We start from the raw sequence: 19,485 nt of genomic DNA on the forward strand, positions 1-19,485 counted from the left end.
CGGGCCTGTTATCCCGGTTATTCCAGTTGCTCCCGTTGGACCTATTGGGCCTGTTATTCCAGTTACTCCCGTTGGGCCTGTCGGACCTGTTGCTCCACTTGCTCCCGTTGGTAGAGTAAATGAGGAAATCGGTGGCAATGTCGGTCCTATTAAACTCGAATCCAGTGAACTAGCAGATAGATTTTTAGAGTTTAATCCTTCCCATTTCTTTTTCCTCTCCATATATCTCACTCCAAATAAAAATCATTTCTTAATTAAGAAAATATTAATTGTACAAAATATGATATATACAAGATGTACTATTCCAAATAAAATATTTTAAATAAAAATATTTCCTTAAATATACAAAATTCTTTTATAAAATTAACTTTTGTAAAAAACAACCAATATATTAAATAATCAATTCTGTTCATATATGGTAAAATATATCCATCGCTGATATGTCCACCTATGTAATTTTCATAGCAGCAAAATTACAACCAGACTTATACAACATGATTCAAAACAAATGAAGGAGTGTTTTAAGTGAAAGGACATATTCGAAAAAGAGGAAATAAATACTGTATCGTTATTGATATCGGTCCTGATCCAGAGACAGGAAAAAGAAGACAGAAGTGGTTTTCTGGATATAAGACAAAAAAGGAAGCACAAGCCGATGTGGCAAAGAAGATTACAGAGTTGAATGAAGGAACTTTTATAGAACCATCTAAAGTTACGTTAAAGGATTATCTAAATCATTGGCTAGAAATTAAAAGTATGAGCATAGAAAAGAGTACCTTTGCTGGCTATAAGGCATTTATCAACCAACATGTTATACCTAGTATAGGAATGGTTGCGCTCCATAAATTAAATGTTATACACATTCAAAAATGTTATAAGACTGCGATAGATAAAGGGATTGCAAATAATTCTATTCTTCTTATGCATAGAATTTTAAAGAGCGCTTTAAACCTTGCCGTAAAACAAAATGTTATCTCTCGAAATCCAGCAGATTTTGCTGAGATACCTAAAAAAGAAAAAACCCCTATCCAGACTTGGACAGAGGAAGAAGTAAAAAAGTTTTTAGCTCATTCACAAGAATCACGATATCACATTGGGTATCTACTTGCAATAACTACAGGTATGCGTCTGGGAGAAGTTCTAGGTTTACGATGGCAGGACATTGATTTTGAAAAACATACTGTTACAATAAATCAAACATCTGGTCATGATAATAAAATCAAAAAAACTGCAAAAACAAATTCATCAAAACGCACAATTCCTGTACCTAATGAAACAATAGCAGCCTTAAAAAAACATAAAATTTTAATCAATAAAGAGAAATTAAGGTTTGGTTCTGCCTATCTAGATCAAGATTTAATAAATTGTAATGAGTTTGGAAGAATAATAAAAAGAGCACATTTCAGAAAAAGTTTCATTAGGATGACACACAAAGTAGGTATAAAAGAAATTAAATTCCATGATTTAAGACATACACACGCAACTCTACTATTGAAACAAGGAGTTAACCCTAAAATCATCAGTGAGCGATTAGGTCATACAGATATTTCAATGACATTAAGTGTCTATTCTCATGTTCTACCGAATATGCAAGAAGAAGCTGTAAAAAACTTCGGTAAAAGTATCTTTGGATAACTCATGTTTGCAAAATGTTTGCATTTCATCAAAAAAAGTCAAACAAACATTGTCATATCAAGGTTTGTTTGACCTATCATCTTATATTCTTGATAAAATCTCCGAATCCCTATTGAAATATTTAATAATGGAGCGTTCTCACCACCACGGGTTATGCATTCGAATCGATATACATAGGAGAAAAAATCTTGTGTTTTTTCATCTTTTATTGGCCCTGACATCGCCTCACAAATATTTTGTGATCTAAGAGGAGAAAAATAGATTTCTTCTGCATTTGTATTTTCTAAATATATAGGACGCTCACAAAAAATATGTGAGATTAAAGCGGGCACCCACTTAGAATACGTTTCATTATCATGTAGTACTGGCAAATTAGAAATCAAATCGGATTGCCATTCATATTTTGGTGGCTCTACTAATTTATTTGGTTTCCAATCATGAATAATCTCATACCAACTTTGAAAAATATAATTGAGCTGCTCTTGTTTAATAGGTTCTTTTGATACAATCCATGGTGTATTTTCATTTAATACGTACGGATTATGCTGAATAAACAATATATCAGAAAACATATCATACAGTCTTTCATTCAAACGTTTCAACTTACTCGTTAATAAAAACGTCTTATAATGTATCTCTACGATGTCCAGCCATTCAATAGGAAAGTATATAAATGATACCTTTTCATTTAAAAGAGGTTCTACTATATTTTCAAATGTTAACAACCTTAATTTTTTCATAAAATGATTCTTTCCTTTCTTCAGTTGTCTTGATTATCAAAAAGCTAGAACAAAAGTTACTTAATCTAATCCATTTAAACAAAGTATTTAAAAGAAAAGTAAAAACTATCTACATAAAACATTATCAAACCGACTCTTTTAAAAATTAAAAGTAATTATTATCTACAACACCTCTTAGTATTCGTAATTTAATACATTTGAATTATATAATATATATAATATATTGTACTTATCATTTACAATAACTTTACAGAAAAACCAAAAAAGAACACCTTAAATCGGTGCTCTTTTTACAAATATCAAGCGTTATGTAGTTGAACATATAGATAACATGAACCCTCCAAATGAAATTACTCCTAGTAAACCTACTATAAATCCTGTTAAACAAATACAATCAGCAAGACAAATAGAAGACTGCGATAATGGAACGAATGACCTACTTGTACTCGACCCATATTGTTTTATTTTTTCATAATTCATATCTAACATTAAATGTAGACATGTTACACCATCCTCAATAGTATGTAGAGATTCTTTTTCTAATCGCCCCAATAATTTACTATCAAAAGAAACTGATAGAGGATACTGCTTATCTAATTTTATATTTTGATAAATTAGTTGCAAACGAGATAATATATTATTTTTCTTCTTTTCAGATGTTACTGTACATTTCATATTATTAAATTCATTTAATAACAGTGTCAATTCATCTCTTTTTCCGTATAAATCTTTAGCTATTTTTCTCTTTACTTTATACGAATGGAAAATAGATTTTAGTTCAACCATATTCATACACTTCCTAATTACATATTATTTACCCAATTATTTTATAGATAAACAGTACTTTTTAATCTTATTTAAAATACACTCAAGCAACTTATTTTACTATCGATTAACATTACATTAACCTTACACGGTTGTAATAAAATCATTAGCTAGAAGGAAGCAATGCCCAAACTAGACAGATATTTAATGATAAAACCATAAGAAAAAAACAATGATTAGATTTTAAATCTAGTCATTGCTTTATCCATCACATCTTGATTACACCTATATATCTTATTGTTACTCTTTCACTTGAATGATTGAATATATCCATTAATAATGACTATATTCTTTGTCGGCACGTACATATATAAAACTAATGTTTTTTAATTGATAAGGTGAAACTTTAATTAGCCCTCATCCATCGGGCTTTTATGGGCAGCCGGCCACCTAACTTCTCTTTGCTCTCGCTGAATTTTTTTAGGGTCTTACTGCCCGGCAAATAGCAGGATAAATGCAATCAATATTCATACGTTATAATAGTACCAGTAGTATCAGTAGTACCACTAAAACCATTAAAACAGTTAGAGCAACCGCCACAACCTCCGCAACCAAAACAACCGAAGCAACCAATACAACGGAATCCGCCACAACGACCTCCGCCACAACCGCCACAGCGACCACAACCCCCACAGCGACGAGCAGCATCTTCAATATAGTAATATGGATATTGATTTTGCTGGTCCCAATAGACAATATTTCCAGATCGGTAATCATTAAGGCTTAACGCTTGTATTTCTTGTTGAAACTGATTCATTTTCATAACCTCCGTTTATAAAATACAACCTCATTGATGCTTCCCTATATTTCTGTTCGTTACATCTAAGTAGAAATAGCGCTATAAACTAAGTTCAATACGTACACCAACAAAGTATGACTTATCACTAGATGATGCACCTTGTTCATATACCTATTTTTACTATGGGCTCATTTTTATAAATAGAAATTATAAAATATAAATTCTAGCGTCATATCTTCATACTTACTAAGCTCAATTAATTTCTCAATAATCACGCGGACAAATCCTATATATTTCCATATATCACTTAGATTTTCTTGTACTGTAAATGCCTTTGCTATAACACCTCTAAGTAACCGGTTTCTATGACGGTTAAGAAATTCCTATAAAGAAAAAAGCCCTAATTAGGGCTTTTTATTCTATTTCTCCAGCAAAGCTCTCTATGAAATTTCTAATTGAAAAAAGACACACTTAGATTGATGCGTCTTTTTGTGATGCCTCTTTTGTGAAATCATATAATGCAATTGCGCCTAAAAGAACAAGTATACCTTGAGGAACATCTAGTAAAATAGTTTTCCAAATTTCTGGAATTACCCATTTAATATCTGCTGCTGTTTCAAGATATGTTTGGAAATAGCTGATTGTAAAATTAATTATCCCTAAAAATACAAACAACGATAAACCAAATCGAATTAATTTCTTATTTGTAAACATATAACACCTCTCAAAATTCATTGGATATTCCTGCTTTTGCTTCTTTATATTTACATATCTCTATATTTGATTTTAACACACAAAGAACTCAAAAAAATACAATATGCAAATTTGCATATTGTATGAACAGCACTTCATGTTAACTTAGAAATTCCTGCAAAGAAAAAACAACTCCGTTACAGCTAACAGCTCGGGTTTCTTTTCTTATTTAACTTCATACCACCAACATTTACGTTCTTTAATTGTAAAATAAATGTGACAGAAGTTTATCCAGTTAATGCGTAGACAATTAAATGAGCTAAATTATCGATATTCTATTTCACCATATCCGTAGCACTAATGACTTTACGCAAATTTGACAAGAAAAAATATAGAGATAGGTATGATCCATACCTATCTCTAACATTACTTCTATTCTTTATCCAATTACGTCTTTTACGTCTGTATCCACTGGCCACTTTTCTAATGTATAAGCCATTTCCCAAAATGAATATTCATATTGACTGCTAATAATAAAATGCTGTTTCATACGCTTGCGGTCTGCCTCTGTTACTTTTTCAGCAATAGTATCTAACCGTGTAATTTGTTCTTCAACTAGCGTACGGAACCAATCAGATCCATAAGCAGAAATCCATTCGTTATAAATTGGCTCTTCCGGCTGACATTCTTTTAAACGTTCCCCAATTTCGTAATACAACCAATAGCAAGGTAAAATTGCTGCAATGATATCTCCTAAATGCCCTTCATACGCAGCACGATACATATGTGAAGTATACGCATATGCAGTTGGCGCAGGAATAAAATTATCTTTTTCTTCTTTTGTTATCCCTAGCTTTTTAGCAAAATTCTCATGTAAAGATAACTCGGCCTCATATGTATTTTGAGCATGATGTGCCATACGAGCTGTCGTCTCTAATTCAAGAGCTTTTGCAGCTCCTAAAGTTTGTACTCTAGCAAAATGACTCAAATAATATGAATCTTGAAGCACATAATAGCGAAAACTAGCTAAATCTAACGTTCCTTCACCAAGTTTTTTTACAAAAGGATGGTTAAAACTCGCTTCCCAAATTGAATCTACTTCTTTACGTAATGATTGTGAAAAAGTCATTTAAATCCCTCCAATAATGTATAAAATATAAGTATTTATCCACAATTATTAAAGCTGTAAAATAAAAAAACTTTCTTTACAGGCGTAAAGAAAGTGAAATTGACAGTATTTATTTACTCATTAAATAGCAACGTCTTTCCCACTTCCCTACGCTGGCATTAACCAGATCAGGTACTAAGAGTCTCAAAATCACATTTGATCTCAGCCTATAAAAGGCCCCCCTAGTGGATAAATATTTTGTTTTTATAATGTATTCATCATAGCATACTTCGTGAAACTGTCAAAAGAATTAGTTATATAATCCCCTTAAAACCCTTCTTCTTTTCTAACTTTTAATGATGTTTCAATAATCATATCTAATAGTTTGCTATAACTAATTCCCGCTGCTTCTGCACTTTTTGGCAATAAACTTGATTGTGTCATCCCTGGTAATGTATTAATTTCCATTACATATGGAATTCCATCCTTCACCATCATATCAACTCTTGCATAAACACTACATTTTAATGCTTTATAACAAGCCAGTGACGCTTTATTTACACGTTCATTAATTTCCGCTGGAAGTTCGATAACTTCCTCAACTGTACTAGTATCATCATATTTTGCATTGTAGTCAAAGAACTCGGCTGCATGTCGAATTGAAACTATAGGTAACTGTTTTCCATCCAGAATGGAACATGTAATTTCATCACCTTTTATATACTTCTCAATTACTACTTCAGAATCCCATTCAAATACAGTTTCTAGCATTGAGATCAATTCATTTTTATTGTAAACGATTTTCACCCCGACACTCGATCCGCCAGAGTTTGGTTTTACCACTAATGGAAATCCTAACTTATCTAACTCATCAAGCTTTAGATCCTCCATTTTTGTAAGTTCAATCCAATCTGGTGTTTCTACACCTTCATAACGTAAAATCTTTTTCGAAATATTCTTATCCATACATATACTACTAGATAACATATTACTTCCGCTATAAGGAATCCCTAAACTCTCCAGTGTTCCTTGAACTGTCCCATCTTCTCCATATTTCCCGTGTAATGCGAGCAACGCAAAGTCAATGTCTTTCGCTTTTTCAATTAAATCCATTTTTTCATTTAATGTAATTGGGACTATTTCATACTTATTTTTATCTAAATGAGCAATCATTTCATTCCCTGTCATAATTGAAACTTGTTTTTCAGACGATACCCCGCCCATAATAACACCGATTTTCATTTTCTCAACTCCAAATTTCATTTTTTAATGTATCACCAATTATTTTAATTCCCCGAACTATTTCTTCTTCTTTCAAGCGCGAAAACCCTAATCGGAAAGTGTTCGCCCCTTCTCCATCAGAGTAAAAAACATCTCCAGGTGAAAACGTAACGCCTTTCTCATAACACTTTTGTAAAAGTGTGCGGGCATTCATATGCTCTTCTAGCTCTATAAATAAATGAAGTCCACCATCTCCAGTCATTCTTTTGAAAGGAATGAACTGATTACACGCGCCGACAGCTAACTCATATTTTTTCTTATAAACCGATCTTGCCTTTTTTAAATATTTCTCAAAATATCCCTCATGTAAATATTGAAATAGAACCGCTTGATCTAACGTAGATGTGTGGATTGTTCTTGCTCTTTTTACGCTTTCTAAATAATGAATCAGCTCTTTATCTGCAATAATCCAACCTACACGTAAACCAGGGAAAAGTACCTTTGAAAAGCTACTAATATAAATCACATTATTGCCAGCTCCAGCAAAAGTTAATAAGGGAGCTAAATGTGAACCTGAATAACGTAATTCTTCATTAAATCCGTCCTCTATAATAGGAACCTTATATTTCGAGAATAACCTCATCAATTCCGTTCTTTTCTCTGAACTCGTAACAATACCGGTTGGATTATGATAAGAAGGAATTAAATAAGCAAAATCAAAATCTTTTTCACGTAAGCTTTTTTCAACTTCATTCGTATCAATACCATCCTCATTCATATCAATCCCATGAACTTCAAGTCCATGTAAACGGAACAGCTTTAGTGCAGCGTGGTGAGTTGGATTCTCACAAATGACACGACCGGATTTTTTTGATAAAGAAGAAAGTACAATATCCAATCCTTCTGTAAATCCATTTGTAATTAGAATATCTTTATTCGAAATGTCTACACCTTTCATTTCCATGTAATGAAGTAAATAATTCATTAACGGTTTATATCCCTTTGCATATCCGTAGTTCAATACGATGTCCCCTTCAATGGACATACGAGTAAGAAAAGCTCTTTTGAAGTTTTCAACATCAAATAGCTTCTCATCCGGGGCTATACTATTAAAAACAATCATTCCCTTTTCCCAACGAACACCATGTTTCATTAAATCTAATTCATCCGCTAATGCGGTCACTGTATTAAGTTTATTTTTCCAATCTATTTCAACAGACGAAGTGTTAGATATATCTACCTTCGCAACAAAGTTCCCTTTTCCTTTAACTGCATAAATGAGTCCTTCTTGCTCTAAATCTGCATAAGCAGCAAGTACAGTGTTTCTACTCACACTTAGTAATTCACTTAGTTCCCTTGTTGATGGGATTTTTTGATTCCCGAGCAAGTGCCCTTTCATAATCATCTTCTTCAAATAATCTTTCAATTGAATATAAACGGGACGATCTTTAACAACTTTAAAATCCTTAAACAATTCCTTACCCCCTGCAATCATTTTTGCATATTTATTTCATTCACAAAAGGTCCACGACATATGTATTTTTTATAAAGGGCGGTACGGTCTTACAAGTCTTTTCGATATAAGTTAATTACATCTTTTAAAGCTGCAGCTGCAGCGCCTCGTGGATTAGAAGCCCCACCAATTGTAGTAACTTGTCCCATCGTATCTGTAAAGAACGTAATTCCTTTTTCGGTCCCATTTACTTTTGCTAACGGATGATCTTTTTCTATTTCGCACGGTTCAACATTTAAATTCACATTGCCACCCTCATCCTTATATATTGATGCTATTAATTTAATAATTTTATGTTGTTCCTTAGCATTTTGTATTTGTTGTTTTGTAACGTGCTCGATTCCTTTTATATGTATATCAGTAAGTGTTTTCTCTGTTTCCATTAAGCTGTTTGTCAAAAGTAACAATTTACACGCACTATCTGAACCACTTATATCTAATATAGGGTTTGTCTCAGCAATTCCTTTATTTTGCGCTTCTTTCAGTGCTTCTTCAAATGTCATATCTTCCTCATACATTTTCGTAAGAATATAATTAGTTGTTCCATTTAATATTCCTTCTATTTTTTCAATACTGCAACCGGCTAAACTAAATTGTCCGATATCTAGCGTCGGTAGTGCAGCGGCTGTTGCACCGCTATATCGAATTCGTACATTTACGCCTCTTGCTGCTTCATTTATTTCTCTCCAGTTTGTAACGAGTGCACCTTTTGAAATTGCTACTATATCCATCTGTTTCTCAATCGCTTGTTTCATATATTGTTTCCCTGGATTTCCATCTTTAAGATTTGTAACTGTTGATTCTACCAATACAGTACCACTTATGCTAGTTGTTGCACGTTCCTTCGGATGATACTCTAAATATTTTTCAATTGCAGCGGTACCGCCACCATACATCAATAAATGATGAAGAGATAAGCCGTCTTCATTATGTATTGCAATATTTCTTCCTAATACGCCACTTACAACTAATTGAATCCCATATGTTTCATATATATATGAATACTTTTCATTTAATAATTTTATAAACTCTCTGCCTACTGTTCCGTATCCTGATAATACAACTTGAATCTTCATAATATCCCCCCATATTTTTCTACCAAACCCCTCTTTCAATATAATATAAAGCGCTCTCGAATTCCATCGAGAGCGCTTTATTATTACTTATTTCGGTAAACGTGATAGCTTTTCAGCAATTGTTCTATAAAACTCTTGAATGCTAGAAAAACCTAACGAGTCTGAAACACTTAATCCTACCATGTCGAGATGATCCCAATTCGCTTTCGTTTCGATATGATTCCATTTTCCAACCTGTAATGACTCATGATTATTTACAGCAACATTAGAAATTGGTGCAATCATAGAATTGGTATTTACTACACCATCATTTTGCCACCAAGAAGTATCAACTAACGGACGGTTTTCTTCATATCTCGCATAAGAACCTAAGAAAAATGCATTCCCCATCAACACTTTATTCATCGTTATATGAGGCAAATGTAAACCTGTAATAGGTGCTGCTTGTGATGCATGTCCACTATAAGATAAGTAATAAACATCCGGTTGCGTCTTTACCCAATTATTTAACTCCTTTGCACCATCTGTACTTAAATCCCATTGACTTATATCTTTTGTATTTTTCCAAAGTGAACTATTTAGAATACGATTACTATATTGGAAAAAGGACTCTCCAGCAATCTTCTTTATACCCCATTGATCCAATTTAAAATCATATAAAGATAAATTATTGTTTCCTCCAAAGCTCGCAGCTGTAATGAGTAAATCTTTAACGAACGGCAGCAGAAGACTACCATCCGCAAGTGTTGTACCGTTGTGAGGGGTTGCTAATGTTGTAACACTATGAACATATGATTTTCCGCCTTCAAATAGTGGTGATATTTTGGTGTCTGGGTGATTTTTCGCATAATTCTTTTCTTCAAAACTACCTTCTTTTAATAGCTGTACTAATGTTCTAATCGTTTGTCCACCCATGCTATGCCCAACTAAATGAACTTTATTTGTTTCACTCCAATTCGGCGTAAAACCACTATAAGTTCTGCCAAAACGATTATGTCCATGTTTCTCAGCATGCGAGGCACCATAGTCTACTGTGCCACCGCTAATTTGCGCATACAATTCACATGCACGATCCCAGTTACTAGAAACAGGTCCAACAGCTGCGGTATGTACCGTATAACCATTTCGTTTCAAATCTTCCTGTATATCATGAACACCACCCCAATACTTTACGCCAAGCATTTCTTCTCTACCCCATCCAGCAAATCCATTCACCAATATGATAGGATAATTATTTGGTTGCCTCTCTTCAGCATATGATATTTTCGCTACGAATGAACATAAGGTCACTAATGCGAAAAAACATATTTTTAAAAATAACTTCCCCATACTTTCTCCCCCTAATAAAACGTTTACATTTTTCTTCTAAAAATTAACACAATGTTTTAACAACTTAAACATAATGTAAAGTATTTTATATACGTTGTATATATAGAAAACATATACAATTGTTGATAAATATTAATTCAAGTGAACATTTACTTTTTACAATACAACTTGTAAATCTGTTTATTCGAATTTATAATTAGATATAGTTTCCTCATGTTAAAAAGATTTAAAAACCATAAGAAAACTAATCTCATTGCTTGAAAAGGAGGAAAAAGCATGCAAATCGGATCAAATATTCATACATTATCTCAACCTACTAAAATAACTCCATCTACTCTTGAGCATAATACTATCTCTTCTACTAAACTGGAAAGTAAGAAAGTAAATGATCCTATCAAGTTTGATATTCGTTCATCTGAAAAAGAAATGAAACAGCCTGAGCATAAATTTAATGAATTAGATTTATGGAAGATGTTAAAGGATAAAGGTGTTCCTTTATGGATCATCCTTGAAATGCTACAAAAGGCTCGTAAAGAAAAAGAAGCCCAAAATAATTCAGTTCAAAATTCAAATGCGATTGAGGAAACAAACGAGACTCGATTAAATGAAGTAATGTAAAGCATAATATTTGATTGGTCTACAAACTAAAAAGAGTTCGGGGGTGATAAAGTTTCTATCAACCTCGAACTCTTTTTTTATGATTTTTCTCCAATCGTTACAAACTGGAAAGATACTTTTCCTTCCAAACCTTTAATTAGTTTTTTTACTTTAACATTTTCATTAACCAATGTATTATCTGTCGACATTTTAGGTTTTTCGTCACCTAGAGATTTTTTCAAATGAAGAAGATGCATTTTCATTTCATTTGCCTTTATTTCTTTATACACACTATTTTTTGCTACAATCATATACCATTCCGTTGAATATTTACGATTGTTACCTATCCAGGCATCACTATCGTATGTAACAGGAATCTCTTCCCCTCCTATTTTAATACTTTTCATAGTCTTATCGTCTTCACTTGTAAATAATAGTGACCCTTCTTTTGGGAATTTCGGTAACGTATCTATAATATAATTGGAGCCATTATCTTGTTTTCGAAAAAGTTTTTCTTTAATCAATGCTTGTGCTGTAGATTCATTTAAAATTAAGACATTTCCATTTCCAACTTCCCCTTTTTTCACAGAAAACACTTCATTTTCTTCCGTAATTTCCTGATAACGATTAATAATTGGTGAAATATTATTTTCATCTCCAATAATTAATACACCGTTTGCAGGAAATGAGTTGTCCTTTTTAGAACATGCACTAAAGCTTATTAAAAGTATTATAGTTAACATAAAAATAGTTAATATTCTTTTCATCACGATTCCTTTCATCATACAGTTCATTTTTCCACATACTTTAGTGTAGTCTTACAAGCTAATAAATTCTATTGCTCCATAACCTTATAAAGCTTTTGCAGGTAACGCCAACGGGTTATAAAGAAATATAAAACTTGTATACATATAAATGAAATTAAAATAACGATAGAGCTATTTATGATAGAAAAATCGACTAATTGCTGTAATGCTATATAAGCAACTACAGTATGAATCACTGCAACGAAAATTGGTAAAAAGAACATTAATAATAACTGCCTCGTTACAACTTTTTTCAACTCACCTTTACTTAATCCCATTTTCGAAATCATTTTATATTGCTGTTGGTCGCGATCCAAATCTGTATATAATCGGAAATAAATAAAACTAGCGGCGAATGTAAAGAAGACGATTCCAACTAAAATACTTACCATAAGTAATAAACCATTCTTTTGCTTTGCTTCCAACAAGTTTAATGTTAAAGCTTCAAAGTAGAAATCTCTGTCCCTAAGATTTTTATCGAATATACTCTTTAATTGATTTGAAATCTCTTTCGTTTTTATCCAATCATCTACAACAAATCCGTAAGTACGATATGGAATTTCTTTATTAACTGGATCACTAGTAAGAGGTATTCCATCATATACCTGATCTTGAACAGCGATATAAATAGTTCTAGAATCATGTGGTAAAACTAAATTTTCTACAGCTTTTTTCACATGAAATGTCTTTGTCCAGTCACCTTGAATGACTTCTATATTCTTTTTATACTCGCCATTTTTAAATTCTTGTTTTTGTGATACGACTCCAGGAATTAATAAAATTTCATCTTCTTTTTCAATTGTTTCTTGTTGATAGCCTAGTGCTTTAGCAAGATCGTTGTATTCACTTAACTTCATTACATTTACGCCATTTTCTGTGTATATATATGAAGATGAAGCCATTCGATACGGAATATTAGCATCAGAAAGGTGTTTTTTTATAATAGAAAGATTTTTATTCAATACTTTGTCATTTTCAAAACTTCCATACAAAAATGTATACGGATTTGTCATCCTTACCAAATCCCTATTTCCAATTGCGGCTGTTGTACCAATTGCTGTAAATGCAACTGCTGAAACTATAGATACTATAAAAAACATCGTTGCATTATCTTTCATACGGTAAATTAATTCAGAAAATGTTAATATATTTGTTCTCTTTAAAAAGAAAGATTCTCTCCTTTTAGCAAGATGCAGTATATACACGCTACACTGTGTATATAAAAAGTACGTTCCTATAATTACTAGAAGCACACCTATTCCAAGCGTAATAAAATTGGTACTTGGTATGAAGCGAAATACTGAAAAATATCCATACCCTATACTAATTAAAGAAAGTATCGATAATAAAACTGAAGATTTCGGTTCAGGTTTTGGCTTTTCCTCTGCTCGAATAAGTTCCACAAGTTCCGTTACTTTTATCATTTTAAATGTAAATAATGAAACAATTAAAAACAAGAAAAGAAATGTAATAACTGTTAATAATACAGCCTGCACTGGTATATAAAAAGGTAAACCATTATTAATCATTAATACACTTGCACTTATCAATAAGACTAGTTTAGAAAATATGAGTCCAATGAAAATCCCTATACAAATTGAACCAAGTCCAATCAACATATTTTCAATTAATAATAATTTCTTAAGCTGTCTCATTGACATACCTTGCATCATTAAAATACCAAATTCTTTCTTACGCGTCTTTAAAAACGAACTAACTGAATATAGAATGAAGAAAAATGAAAATACAAAAATCAATCCTTGCGAAACTGAAAATCCCAATGTACCAAATGCACTTATTGTTGCACTTGTCGATTTCAACTCACCTTGTAAATCAGGATGAAATAATAAAAGAGCATACGTAAAGAAAATCATAATAGAAAATGCACTACTTAAAAAATGGCCAGCATATGTACGCTTATTGCGAAAAATATTATTAAATGCGAACTGACGAAAAGTCATGCCTTTTCCCTCCTAACAAAGAAAGGACATCCATAATCTTTTGATAAAAAGTTTGCCTACTTTCACCACAATAAATTTCGTTATATAGTTGACCATCTTTAATAAAGATTACTCGGCTGCAAAAGCTCGCTGCATACGGATCATGTGTAACTAACATCATCGTTGCTTTTTCTTCTTTATTTAGAGTATCAAGCATCTCCATTACATCATTTGAAGATTTAGAGTCTAAATTCCCTGTTGGTTCATCTGCAAGTAACAATTGCGGCTTATGAACGATCGCACGAGCAATTGCTGTTCTTTGAGCTTGTCCCCCTGATATTTCAAACGTTCTTTTACTCAATATATCTGTAATGTTTAATTTCTGTGCAATCTCTTCCACTCGTTTGTTCATATCTTGCACAGAAACACCATCTAAAGTCATCGGCAATACGATGTTTTCTTTTACAGTAAGTGTGCTAAGAAGATTAAATGATTGGAAAACAAATCCTAATTGTTTTCTGCGGAATAACGCTAATTCTTCTGATGATAATTGGAAAGGATTTGTACCATTAATAAATATTTCTCCCGATGATGGAGAATCAATAGTAGATACCATATTTAATAACGTTGTTTTCCCACTACCTGACGGGCCCATAATTCCTACAAATTCACCTTCTTGAATTGATAAATCAATATCTACTAATGCTTTAAAAGGTACTTTCCCTCTATATACTTTACTAATACTATTTGCCTGCAAAATTTCCATTTATATTCTCCCTTCATTTCCACCGCTCACTATAGAGTGTAAATGAATTGTCTTACAGCTCATATTGATTCATCTTTCATTTATCTTACACGCTTGTAAGATTTCTAAAAAAACTGATAATAAACCTATTTTCAATCTATAAACAAAGCATATCTATCTTATAATATTTGCATATTGGTTTGAATTACAATGCTATTTTCTAATCTTAATTTTATTAATATGAAAAGACCGATTTTTATCGGTCTTTTTACTTTCAAATATTATATTTTAACTGCTGTATGTAGTTAAAGCATATTTGAGTTACCCATTAAATACTATTTCACTTTATAATAACCTCTGCAAAAAAAATGAGTGCTTCGGTTTCATTGCAATCAAAAACGAATTGTAAATATCTGAGGCGGAAATGAATGTGTTTATCCAACATATAAATAATAAAATTGATTTAATATTTCCTGATACAAAGAACGACATCATGGCAGGTACTACTGATAATACAATAATAGGCAAGCTCATAAAGACCCAAAATCTCGTTTTGGATAAGACTGCATTTGTATTTAGCCCAAAAAACCTTTTACTAAATGTTAAGCTAATATCCCCTTTTTTACTTATTACTAAAATGTGTAAACATTCGTGAATGATAAAGATTAAGGTACCTATGCGGGATAAAATGAATATAAAAAAGCTTAGAGTTTTAGCTCTAAGCTTTTTTATGATTTCGTATTAATTCCTTTTACTGCACAATATTTTTTATCCATTCAGATTTACTCAATACATAATGATTATATAGTTGATTTGCTATCTTGTGTTCACTCAAATAAGTAAACCCGCATTTTTTAATAACTTTATTTGATGGTACATTGTTAATTAAAGTAATTGCGTTAAGGACAATTAAATTTGTTTCTTTAAACAAATAGTCAATTAAGCCTTTAGTCGCTTTTGTAGCATAGCCATGATTTTGATGTTTATTTGAGATAGCATACATTATCTCTCTGTTTGGTGAAGGGAGTTCTTCTTTCATGCCTGTGCAGCACCATCCAATGCATTCATTTGTAGCTTCCTTAAATATTCCTAGCTTTAACATATGATTATCTATGTTATTCGTAGTTTTCACTGCCTCAAGAAATGCTTTGTTTGCTGGTATTTCATAATTTGCAATCCAATCCACCCTTTGTTCTTTCGTCGATTTCCAGTCTGGTAAAAACTTTTCTATTTCCGGTTGATTGGCTATTTTATAAATACTTTCTGCATCTTTGACCATAAACCCTTGCAAGTATATATCTCCACAATCTATTCTAAATAACTTAGTTGAACTCTCTTCTCCCATGTTAATTCCCCTTACTTACGTTATAACGCCTTTATCTGCTTCGTAAGTTCTATAAATCGTTCATCAAGTTCTTTATATTCTTTGTCGTTAGAAGTTAAAAAGCTTAATTTCCCTAATACTTCTTGTCTCTCTGTTTCTAACGTTAAACGTAGCTCTTCAATATTATCTCTTGTTTTAGTAGGTTCTTCTAGCTGCTTTTGTATCGTATTGTTTAAAAACACGAGTTTTATGTTAGTTGTTTTCTCTAGAAAATATCGATCGTGAGAAACAATTATTAATGTTCCGTTATACTCAGCTAATGTATTTTCAAGTTGTTCACGTGAAGGTAGATCCAAGTGATTCGTCGGTTCATCTAAAATGAGTACATCTTTTTTATCTAAAATATAAGCCATTAGCTTACATTTTACTCTTTCTCCCATACTCATATGCTCAATCGGCTCTTTCCATTGAGAAGCTTGGAACCCTAAATGTTTCATTAAATTTTGGACTTTTCCTCTTTCTTCAAACGTCTCTTTAAAAAATAAATCTTCTGGCGTTTTGTCCAGTGGCAAATCAAAAACCTCTTGTGTTAAATAACCGATGTTTGCAGATGGTGAAATCCATATTTCTCCTTCAGCAGTTTCCGCTCCCATAATCATCTTCAGTAATGTTGTTTTCCCGCTACCGTTTGGTCCAACAATTGCAACTTTCTCACCGTGCTGAATTGTAAAATTAACGTTTTCAAATAATGCTTTTCCATTAAATTCTTTTTTTAATTGCTTTACTTCTAAAAAGCGTTTTCCTACTTTTTTACTCGCTTGAATAGAGAACTCAATTGAATACTCTTCTTTCACACGTTCTACTTTCGTTTTCTCCAGCTCTTTTTCGAGACGTTTTCTTTTTGACTTCACTTGCGCATCCATTCGTTTCGCTTTTACACGATAAAACTCTTTAAAACTTTCTTGTTTTGTAGACTGCGCGTGTGCCTTTTGTGACCATGAACTTAATTCTTTTATATGTGTTTCTACTTGTTCTATCTTTTTTTGCTGCTTTTCATATTCTCGCTGCTGCGACTTCCTTCTTTGCTCACGTGCTTTCATGTAGCTTGTATAATTACCACTATGGTCAATTAATTTTTTGTCCTCAATTGACCATATTTTTGTTGCAACAACATCTAAAAAATATCGATCATGCGATACAACGATAACTGTACCTTTCATATTTTTTATTTGTTTAATGAGAAATTCCGTACTCATTTCATCTAAATGATTTGTCGGTTCGTCTAATATTAAGACATTAGGATTTTTAGCAAATCCTTTTGCTAATCGAATTTTTAACTTTTCACCACCACTTAAAGTATGAAAATCGTTCGTTGGCACGCCCCATTTCGCAAGCAGTTCTGCTTCTTTTGCAATTACATCGTTACTAATAAAAGATTCTATTTCTTGCTCAACATATGCGGTTGTCATATTCATTTGCTGCCATTCAACAATCCCTTTTGAAGGCTCAATCTTTCCATTTATTAATTGAAGTAACGTTGATTTACCAGCACCGTTTTTACCAATTAGTCCGATAACATCCCCTTGTTTTACTGTCACATTCATTTTCTCTAACAACATATTTTCTTTTATTTCAACATAAACATCATTTAATTTTAATAGTTCTTTCATAATACCGATCCCTTTCATTAAGGGAGAATAAAAAAATCCTCCCAAATAAATTTGGCAGGATTAGTCGTTAAAATATTTACACCCAAATAAGCTATTACGCAACATAAATAGCAATACCGTTGTATGGAAATCGGGCAGACTAATCCTATTTTTTAGAAATTGAAATTTATTGAATTTCAACATTTAAAAATAAGATTAGTTAATCATTGTCCACCCATCATTCCTTTCCCTCATTAGTAACCATATTGTACCATAATAGTACTGTATGAGTAAATGCAATTATTTGTGCTGCTAAAAAAGATTGCTTTCTTTTAAGGTCTATTCATTATTTCTTCACTTCATATCGAACAAGTATCAGCCACATTTGTTGTACTACTTGCTTTAGCTTTCCCTAGCAATAAAATTGTAAGCATTCCCTCTTATATAAATTTTATATAAATTCATCATAAATCATATATTATACATACTAAATTTCAGTTCTTATAATAAAGGTATCATTTTTAAGGGGTGGTTCTACAATGGAATTTAGTAAACTAGGAAACAGTGGATTAACAGTAAGTAAAATCGCATACGGGAACTGGATAAACCATGGTGGAAAAGTAAACGAAGATACTGCAAATGATTGTGTAAAAGCCGCACTAGATGTTGGAATTACAACGTTCGATACTGCTGATGTTTATTCGGACACGATAGCTGAGGAAGTACTTGGCCGATCTTTGCAAGGTATACGCCGAGAAAGTATAGAACTATGTACAAAAGTATGCCATCCGACCGGTCCTGGAAAAAATGATCGTGGATTATCAAGAAAACATATTATAGAAAATTGTAATGCATCGTTAAAACGATTACAGACAGACTATATCGATATTTATTATGCACATAGATTTGATATAACAACTCCTCTTGAGGAAACAATGTTAGCTTTCTCAGATCTTGTAAGACAAGGTAAGGTTCTCTATTTAGGCGTAAGCGAATGGACATCAGAACAAATTACCCGTGGTGCAGCACTTGCACGCGAATTGAACATTCCATTTATCGCTAGCCAACCTCAATATTCGATGTTATGGCGAGTTATTGAAACTGATGTGATTCCAACATGTCAACGTGAGGGACTTGGCCAAATCGTATGGTCGCCACTTGCACAAGGTATTCTTACAGGAAAATATCAACCTGGTAAACCATTACCGAATCAATCGCGTGCTAACTCCGATGCTGGAAAACCGTTTTTTGACAAACTCGTGCAACGTTGGATGAGTGATGATGTGCTTACCGCTATCCAGGAAATTAAACCTATCGCACAAGAAATTAACCTTACCTTATCTCAACTCGCAGTTGCTTGGGTATTACAAAATCCAGCTGTTTCTTCTGCAATTATTGGTGCTTCAAATCCGGAACAAATAAGAGAAAATGTAATTGCTTCTAGTGTTAAATTGCAACCTGAAATTATGGATCAGATTGACAGTGTATTAAAAGGTTTCGCTGAGTATGATACTAGTAAAACAGGTTGAATCATGAGTAAGTTTT

The 19,485-nt window shown here is 32.4% G+C and carries 18 protein-coding genes, 2 pseudogenes and 1 riboswitch; of the genes and pseudogenes, 3 read left to right on the top strand and 17 right to left on the bottom strand.

Translation table 11 applies throughout. From position 1 onward, the window contains the following. The coding region (locus CN409_RS29295) for an exosporium leader peptide-containing protein (protein WP_176520513.1) at positions 1-222 on the bottom strand (222 nt) is incomplete at its 3' end. 303 nt (positions 223-525) lie between these two features. On the opposite strand from CN409_RS29295, the gene CN409_RS29300 reads away from it, so the two are divergent. Next, the gene (locus CN409_RS29300; protein WP_097982077.1) at positions 526-1,635 is read left to right on the top strand and encodes a site-specific integrase; all 1,110 of its coding nucleotides are present in this window, start codon (positions 526-528) and stop codon (positions 1,633-1,635) included. 38 nt (positions 1,636-1,673) lie between these two features. On the opposite strand, the gene CN409_RS29305 is transcribed toward CN409_RS29300, so the two are convergent. The 10 genes and pseudogenes from CN409_RS29305 to CN409_RS29345 form a co-directional block, all read right to left on the bottom strand. Then, on the bottom strand, positions 1,674-2,375 hold the full coding sequence (locus tag CN409_RS29305; protein ID WP_097982076.1) for a pPIWI_RE module domain-containing protein: 702 nt from the start codon (positions 2,373-2,375) through the stop codon (positions 1,674-1,676). 306 nt (positions 2,376-2,681) lie between these two features. Beyond that, complete coding sequence (locus CN409_RS29310) at positions 2,682-3,167, bottom strand: hypothetical protein (protein WP_025989040.1); 486 nt, start codon at positions 3,165-3,167, stop codon at positions 2,682-2,684. Between the two features lie 209 nt (positions 3,168-3,376). Continuing rightward, positions 3,377-3,508: pseudogene (locus tag CN409_RS31630) on the bottom strand (site-specific integrase); the annotation flags it as partial. Positions 3,509-3,660: 152 nt separating this feature from the next. After that, positions 3,661-3,963 (bottom strand): heterocycloanthracin/sonorensin family bacteriocin, encoded by a 303-nt coding sequence (locus tag CN409_RS29315; protein WP_082199992.1) that lies wholly within the window; start codon positions 3,961-3,963, stop codon positions 3,661-3,663. 447 nt (positions 3,964-4,410) lie between these two features. Then, complete coding sequence (locus CN409_RS29320) at positions 4,411-4,674, bottom strand: DUF3937 domain-containing protein (RefSeq protein ID WP_002082716.1); 264 nt, start codon at positions 4,672-4,674, stop codon at positions 4,411-4,413. A gap of 397 nt (positions 4,675-5,071) precedes the next feature. Then, entirely contained in the window at positions 5,072-5,761 is a 690-nt protein-coding gene (tenA, locus tag CN409_RS29325) for a thiaminase II (RefSeq protein WP_000144509.1), read from the bottom strand. A gap of 127 nt (positions 5,762-5,888) precedes the next feature. After that, positions 5,889-5,994, bottom strand: a riboswitch (TPP riboswitch). 73 nt (positions 5,995-6,067) lie between these two features. Beyond that, positions 6,068-6,982, bottom strand: a complete 915-nt coding sequence (locus CN409_RS29330) for a D-alanine--D-alanine ligase (protein WP_002082718.1) — start codon at positions 6,980-6,982, stop codon at positions 6,068-6,070. Between the two features lie 4 nt (positions 6,983-6,986). Further along, positions 6,987-8,435, bottom strand: coding sequence for a MocR-like pyridoxine biosynthesis transcription factor PdxR (pdxR, locus tag CN409_RS29335; RefSeq protein WP_000471637.1), 1,449 nt, complete (start codon positions 8,433-8,435; stop codon positions 6,987-6,989). 89 nt (positions 8,436-8,524) lie between these two features. Further along, complete coding sequence (locus CN409_RS29340; RefSeq protein WP_000701766.1) at positions 8,525-9,550, bottom strand: homoserine dehydrogenase; 1,026 nt, start codon at positions 9,548-9,550, stop codon at positions 8,525-8,527. Between the two features lie 87 nt (positions 9,551-9,637). Then, positions 9,638-10,879, bottom strand: coding sequence for an esterase/lipase family protein (locus CN409_RS29345; protein ID WP_000517058.1), 1,242 nt, complete (start codon positions 10,877-10,879; stop codon positions 9,638-9,640). Positions 10,880-11,155: 276 nt separating this feature from the next. On the opposite strand from CN409_RS29345, the gene CN409_RS29350 reads away from it, so the two are divergent. Further along, positions 11,156-11,497: a DUF3914 domain-containing protein gene (locus tag CN409_RS29350; protein WP_001165517.1), complete on the top strand. Its 342-nt coding sequence runs from the start codon at positions 11,156-11,158 to the stop codon at positions 11,495-11,497. Between the two features lie 77 nt (positions 11,498-11,574). Here the strand turns inward: CN409_RS29350 and CN409_RS29355 are convergent, their stop codons facing one another. The 6 genes and pseudogenes from CN409_RS29355 to abc-f all read right to left on the bottom strand — a co-directional run bounded on the left by CN409_RS29355 (position 11,575) and on the right by abc-f (position 17,961). Continuing rightward, complete coding sequence (locus tag CN409_RS29355; RefSeq protein ID WP_231130553.1) at positions 11,575-12,258, bottom strand: lipoprotein BA_5634 family protein; 684 nt, start codon at positions 12,256-12,258, stop codon at positions 11,575-11,577. A 53-nt stretch (positions 12,259-12,311) separates the two neighbouring features. Next, on the bottom strand, positions 12,312-14,243 hold the full coding sequence (locus tag CN409_RS29360) for an ABC transporter permease (RefSeq protein WP_086390325.1): 1,932 nt from the start codon (positions 14,241-14,243) through the stop codon (positions 12,312-12,314). Continuing rightward, positions 14,218-14,988 carry an ABC transporter ATP-binding protein gene (locus CN409_RS29365; protein WP_000404445.1) on the bottom strand — a complete coding sequence of 257 codons (771 nt, stop codon included), beginning with the start codon at positions 14,986-14,988 and terminating at the stop codon, positions 14,218-14,220. Before CN409_RS29365 ends, CN409_RS29360 begins: the two co-directional genes overlap by 26 nt. A gap of 314 nt (positions 14,989-15,302) precedes the next feature. Beyond that, positions 15,303-15,663: pseudogene (locus CN409_RS29370) on the bottom strand (DUF3267 domain-containing protein); the annotation flags it as partial. A gap of 55 nt (positions 15,664-15,718) precedes the next feature. Beyond that, the gene (locus CN409_RS29375; RefSeq protein ID WP_000503550.1) at positions 15,719-16,312 is read right to left on the bottom strand and encodes a GNAT family N-acetyltransferase; all 594 of its coding nucleotides are present in this window, start codon (positions 16,310-16,312) and stop codon (positions 15,719-15,721) included. A 20-nt stretch (positions 16,313-16,332) separates the two neighbouring features. Further along, positions 16,333-17,961, bottom strand: coding sequence for a ribosomal protection-like ABC-F family protein (gene abc-f, locus CN409_RS29380; protein ID WP_086390340.1), 1,629 nt, complete (start codon positions 17,959-17,961; stop codon positions 16,333-16,335). Positions 17,962-18,479: 518 nt separating this feature from the next. Here abc-f and CN409_RS29385 point away from each other — a divergent pair. Further along, positions 18,480-19,469: an aldo/keto reductase family protein gene (locus CN409_RS29385; RefSeq protein ID WP_000395976.1), complete on the top strand. Its 990-nt coding sequence runs from the start codon at positions 18,480-18,482 to the stop codon at positions 19,467-19,469. Positions 19,470-19,485: the final 16 nt, after the last annotated feature.

The sequence above is a fragment of the Bacillus sp. AFS012607 genome, from assembly GCF_002558005.1.
GTDB classification, from domain to species: domain Bacteria; phylum Bacillota; class Bacilli; order Bacillales; family Bacillaceae_G; genus Bacillus_A; species Bacillus_A thuringiensis_S.

Coding starts and splice junctions, on each gene's coding strand:
- CN409_RS29315 (WP_082199992.1), bottom strand. CDS start 3,963: ATGAAAATGAATCAGTTTCAACAAGAAATACAAGCGTTAAGCCTTAAT.
- CN409_RS29365 (WP_000404445.1), bottom strand. CDS start 14,988: ATGGAAATTTTGCAGGCAAATAGTATTAGTAAAGTATATAGAGGGAAA.
- CN409_RS29375 (WP_000503550.1), bottom strand. CDS start 16,312: ATGGGAGAAGAGAGTTCAACTAAGTTATTTAGAATAGATTGTGGAGAT.
- CN409_RS29320 (WP_002082716.1), bottom strand. CDS start 4,674: ATGAATTTTGAGAGGTGTTATATGTTTACAAATAAGAAATTAATTCGA.
- CN409_RS29355 (WP_231130553.1), bottom strand. CDS start 12,258: ATGAAAGGAATCGTGATGAAAAGAATATTAACTATTTTTATGTTAACT.
- CN409_RS29360 (WP_086390325.1), bottom strand. CDS start 14,243: ATGACTTTTCGTCAGTTCGCATTTAATAATATTTTTCGCAATAAGCGT.
- CN409_RS29345 (WP_000517058.1), bottom strand. CDS start 10,879: ATGGGGAAGTTATTTTTAAAAATATGTTTTTTCGCATTAGTGACCTTA.
- CN409_RS29340 (WP_000701766.1), bottom strand. CDS start 9,550: ATGAAGATTCAAGTTGTATTATCAGGATACGGAACAGTAGGCAGAGAG.
- abc-f (WP_086390340.1), bottom strand. CDS start 17,961: ATGAAAGAACTATTAAAATTAAATGATGTTTATGTTGAAATAAAAGAA.
- tenA (WP_000144509.1), bottom strand. CDS start 5,761: ATGACTTTTTCACAATCATTACGTAAAGAAGTAGATTCAATTTGGGAA.
- CN409_RS29350 (WP_001165517.1), top strand. CDS start 11,156: ATGCAAATCGGATCAAATATTCATACATTATCTCAACCTACTAAAATA.
- CN409_RS29310 (WP_025989040.1), bottom strand. CDS start 3,167: ATGAATATGGTTGAACTAAAATCTATTTTCCATTCGTATAAAGTAAAG.
- CN409_RS29305 (WP_097982076.1), bottom strand. CDS start 2,375: ATGAAAAAATTAAGGTTGTTAACATTTGAAAATATAGTAGAACCTCTT.
- CN409_RS29385 (WP_000395976.1), top strand. CDS start 18,480: ATGGAATTTAGTAAACTAGGAAACAGTGGATTAACAGTAAGTAAAATC.
- CN409_RS29330 (WP_002082718.1), bottom strand. CDS start 6,982: ATGAAAATCGGTGTTATTATGGGCGGGGTATCGTCTGAAAAACAAGTT.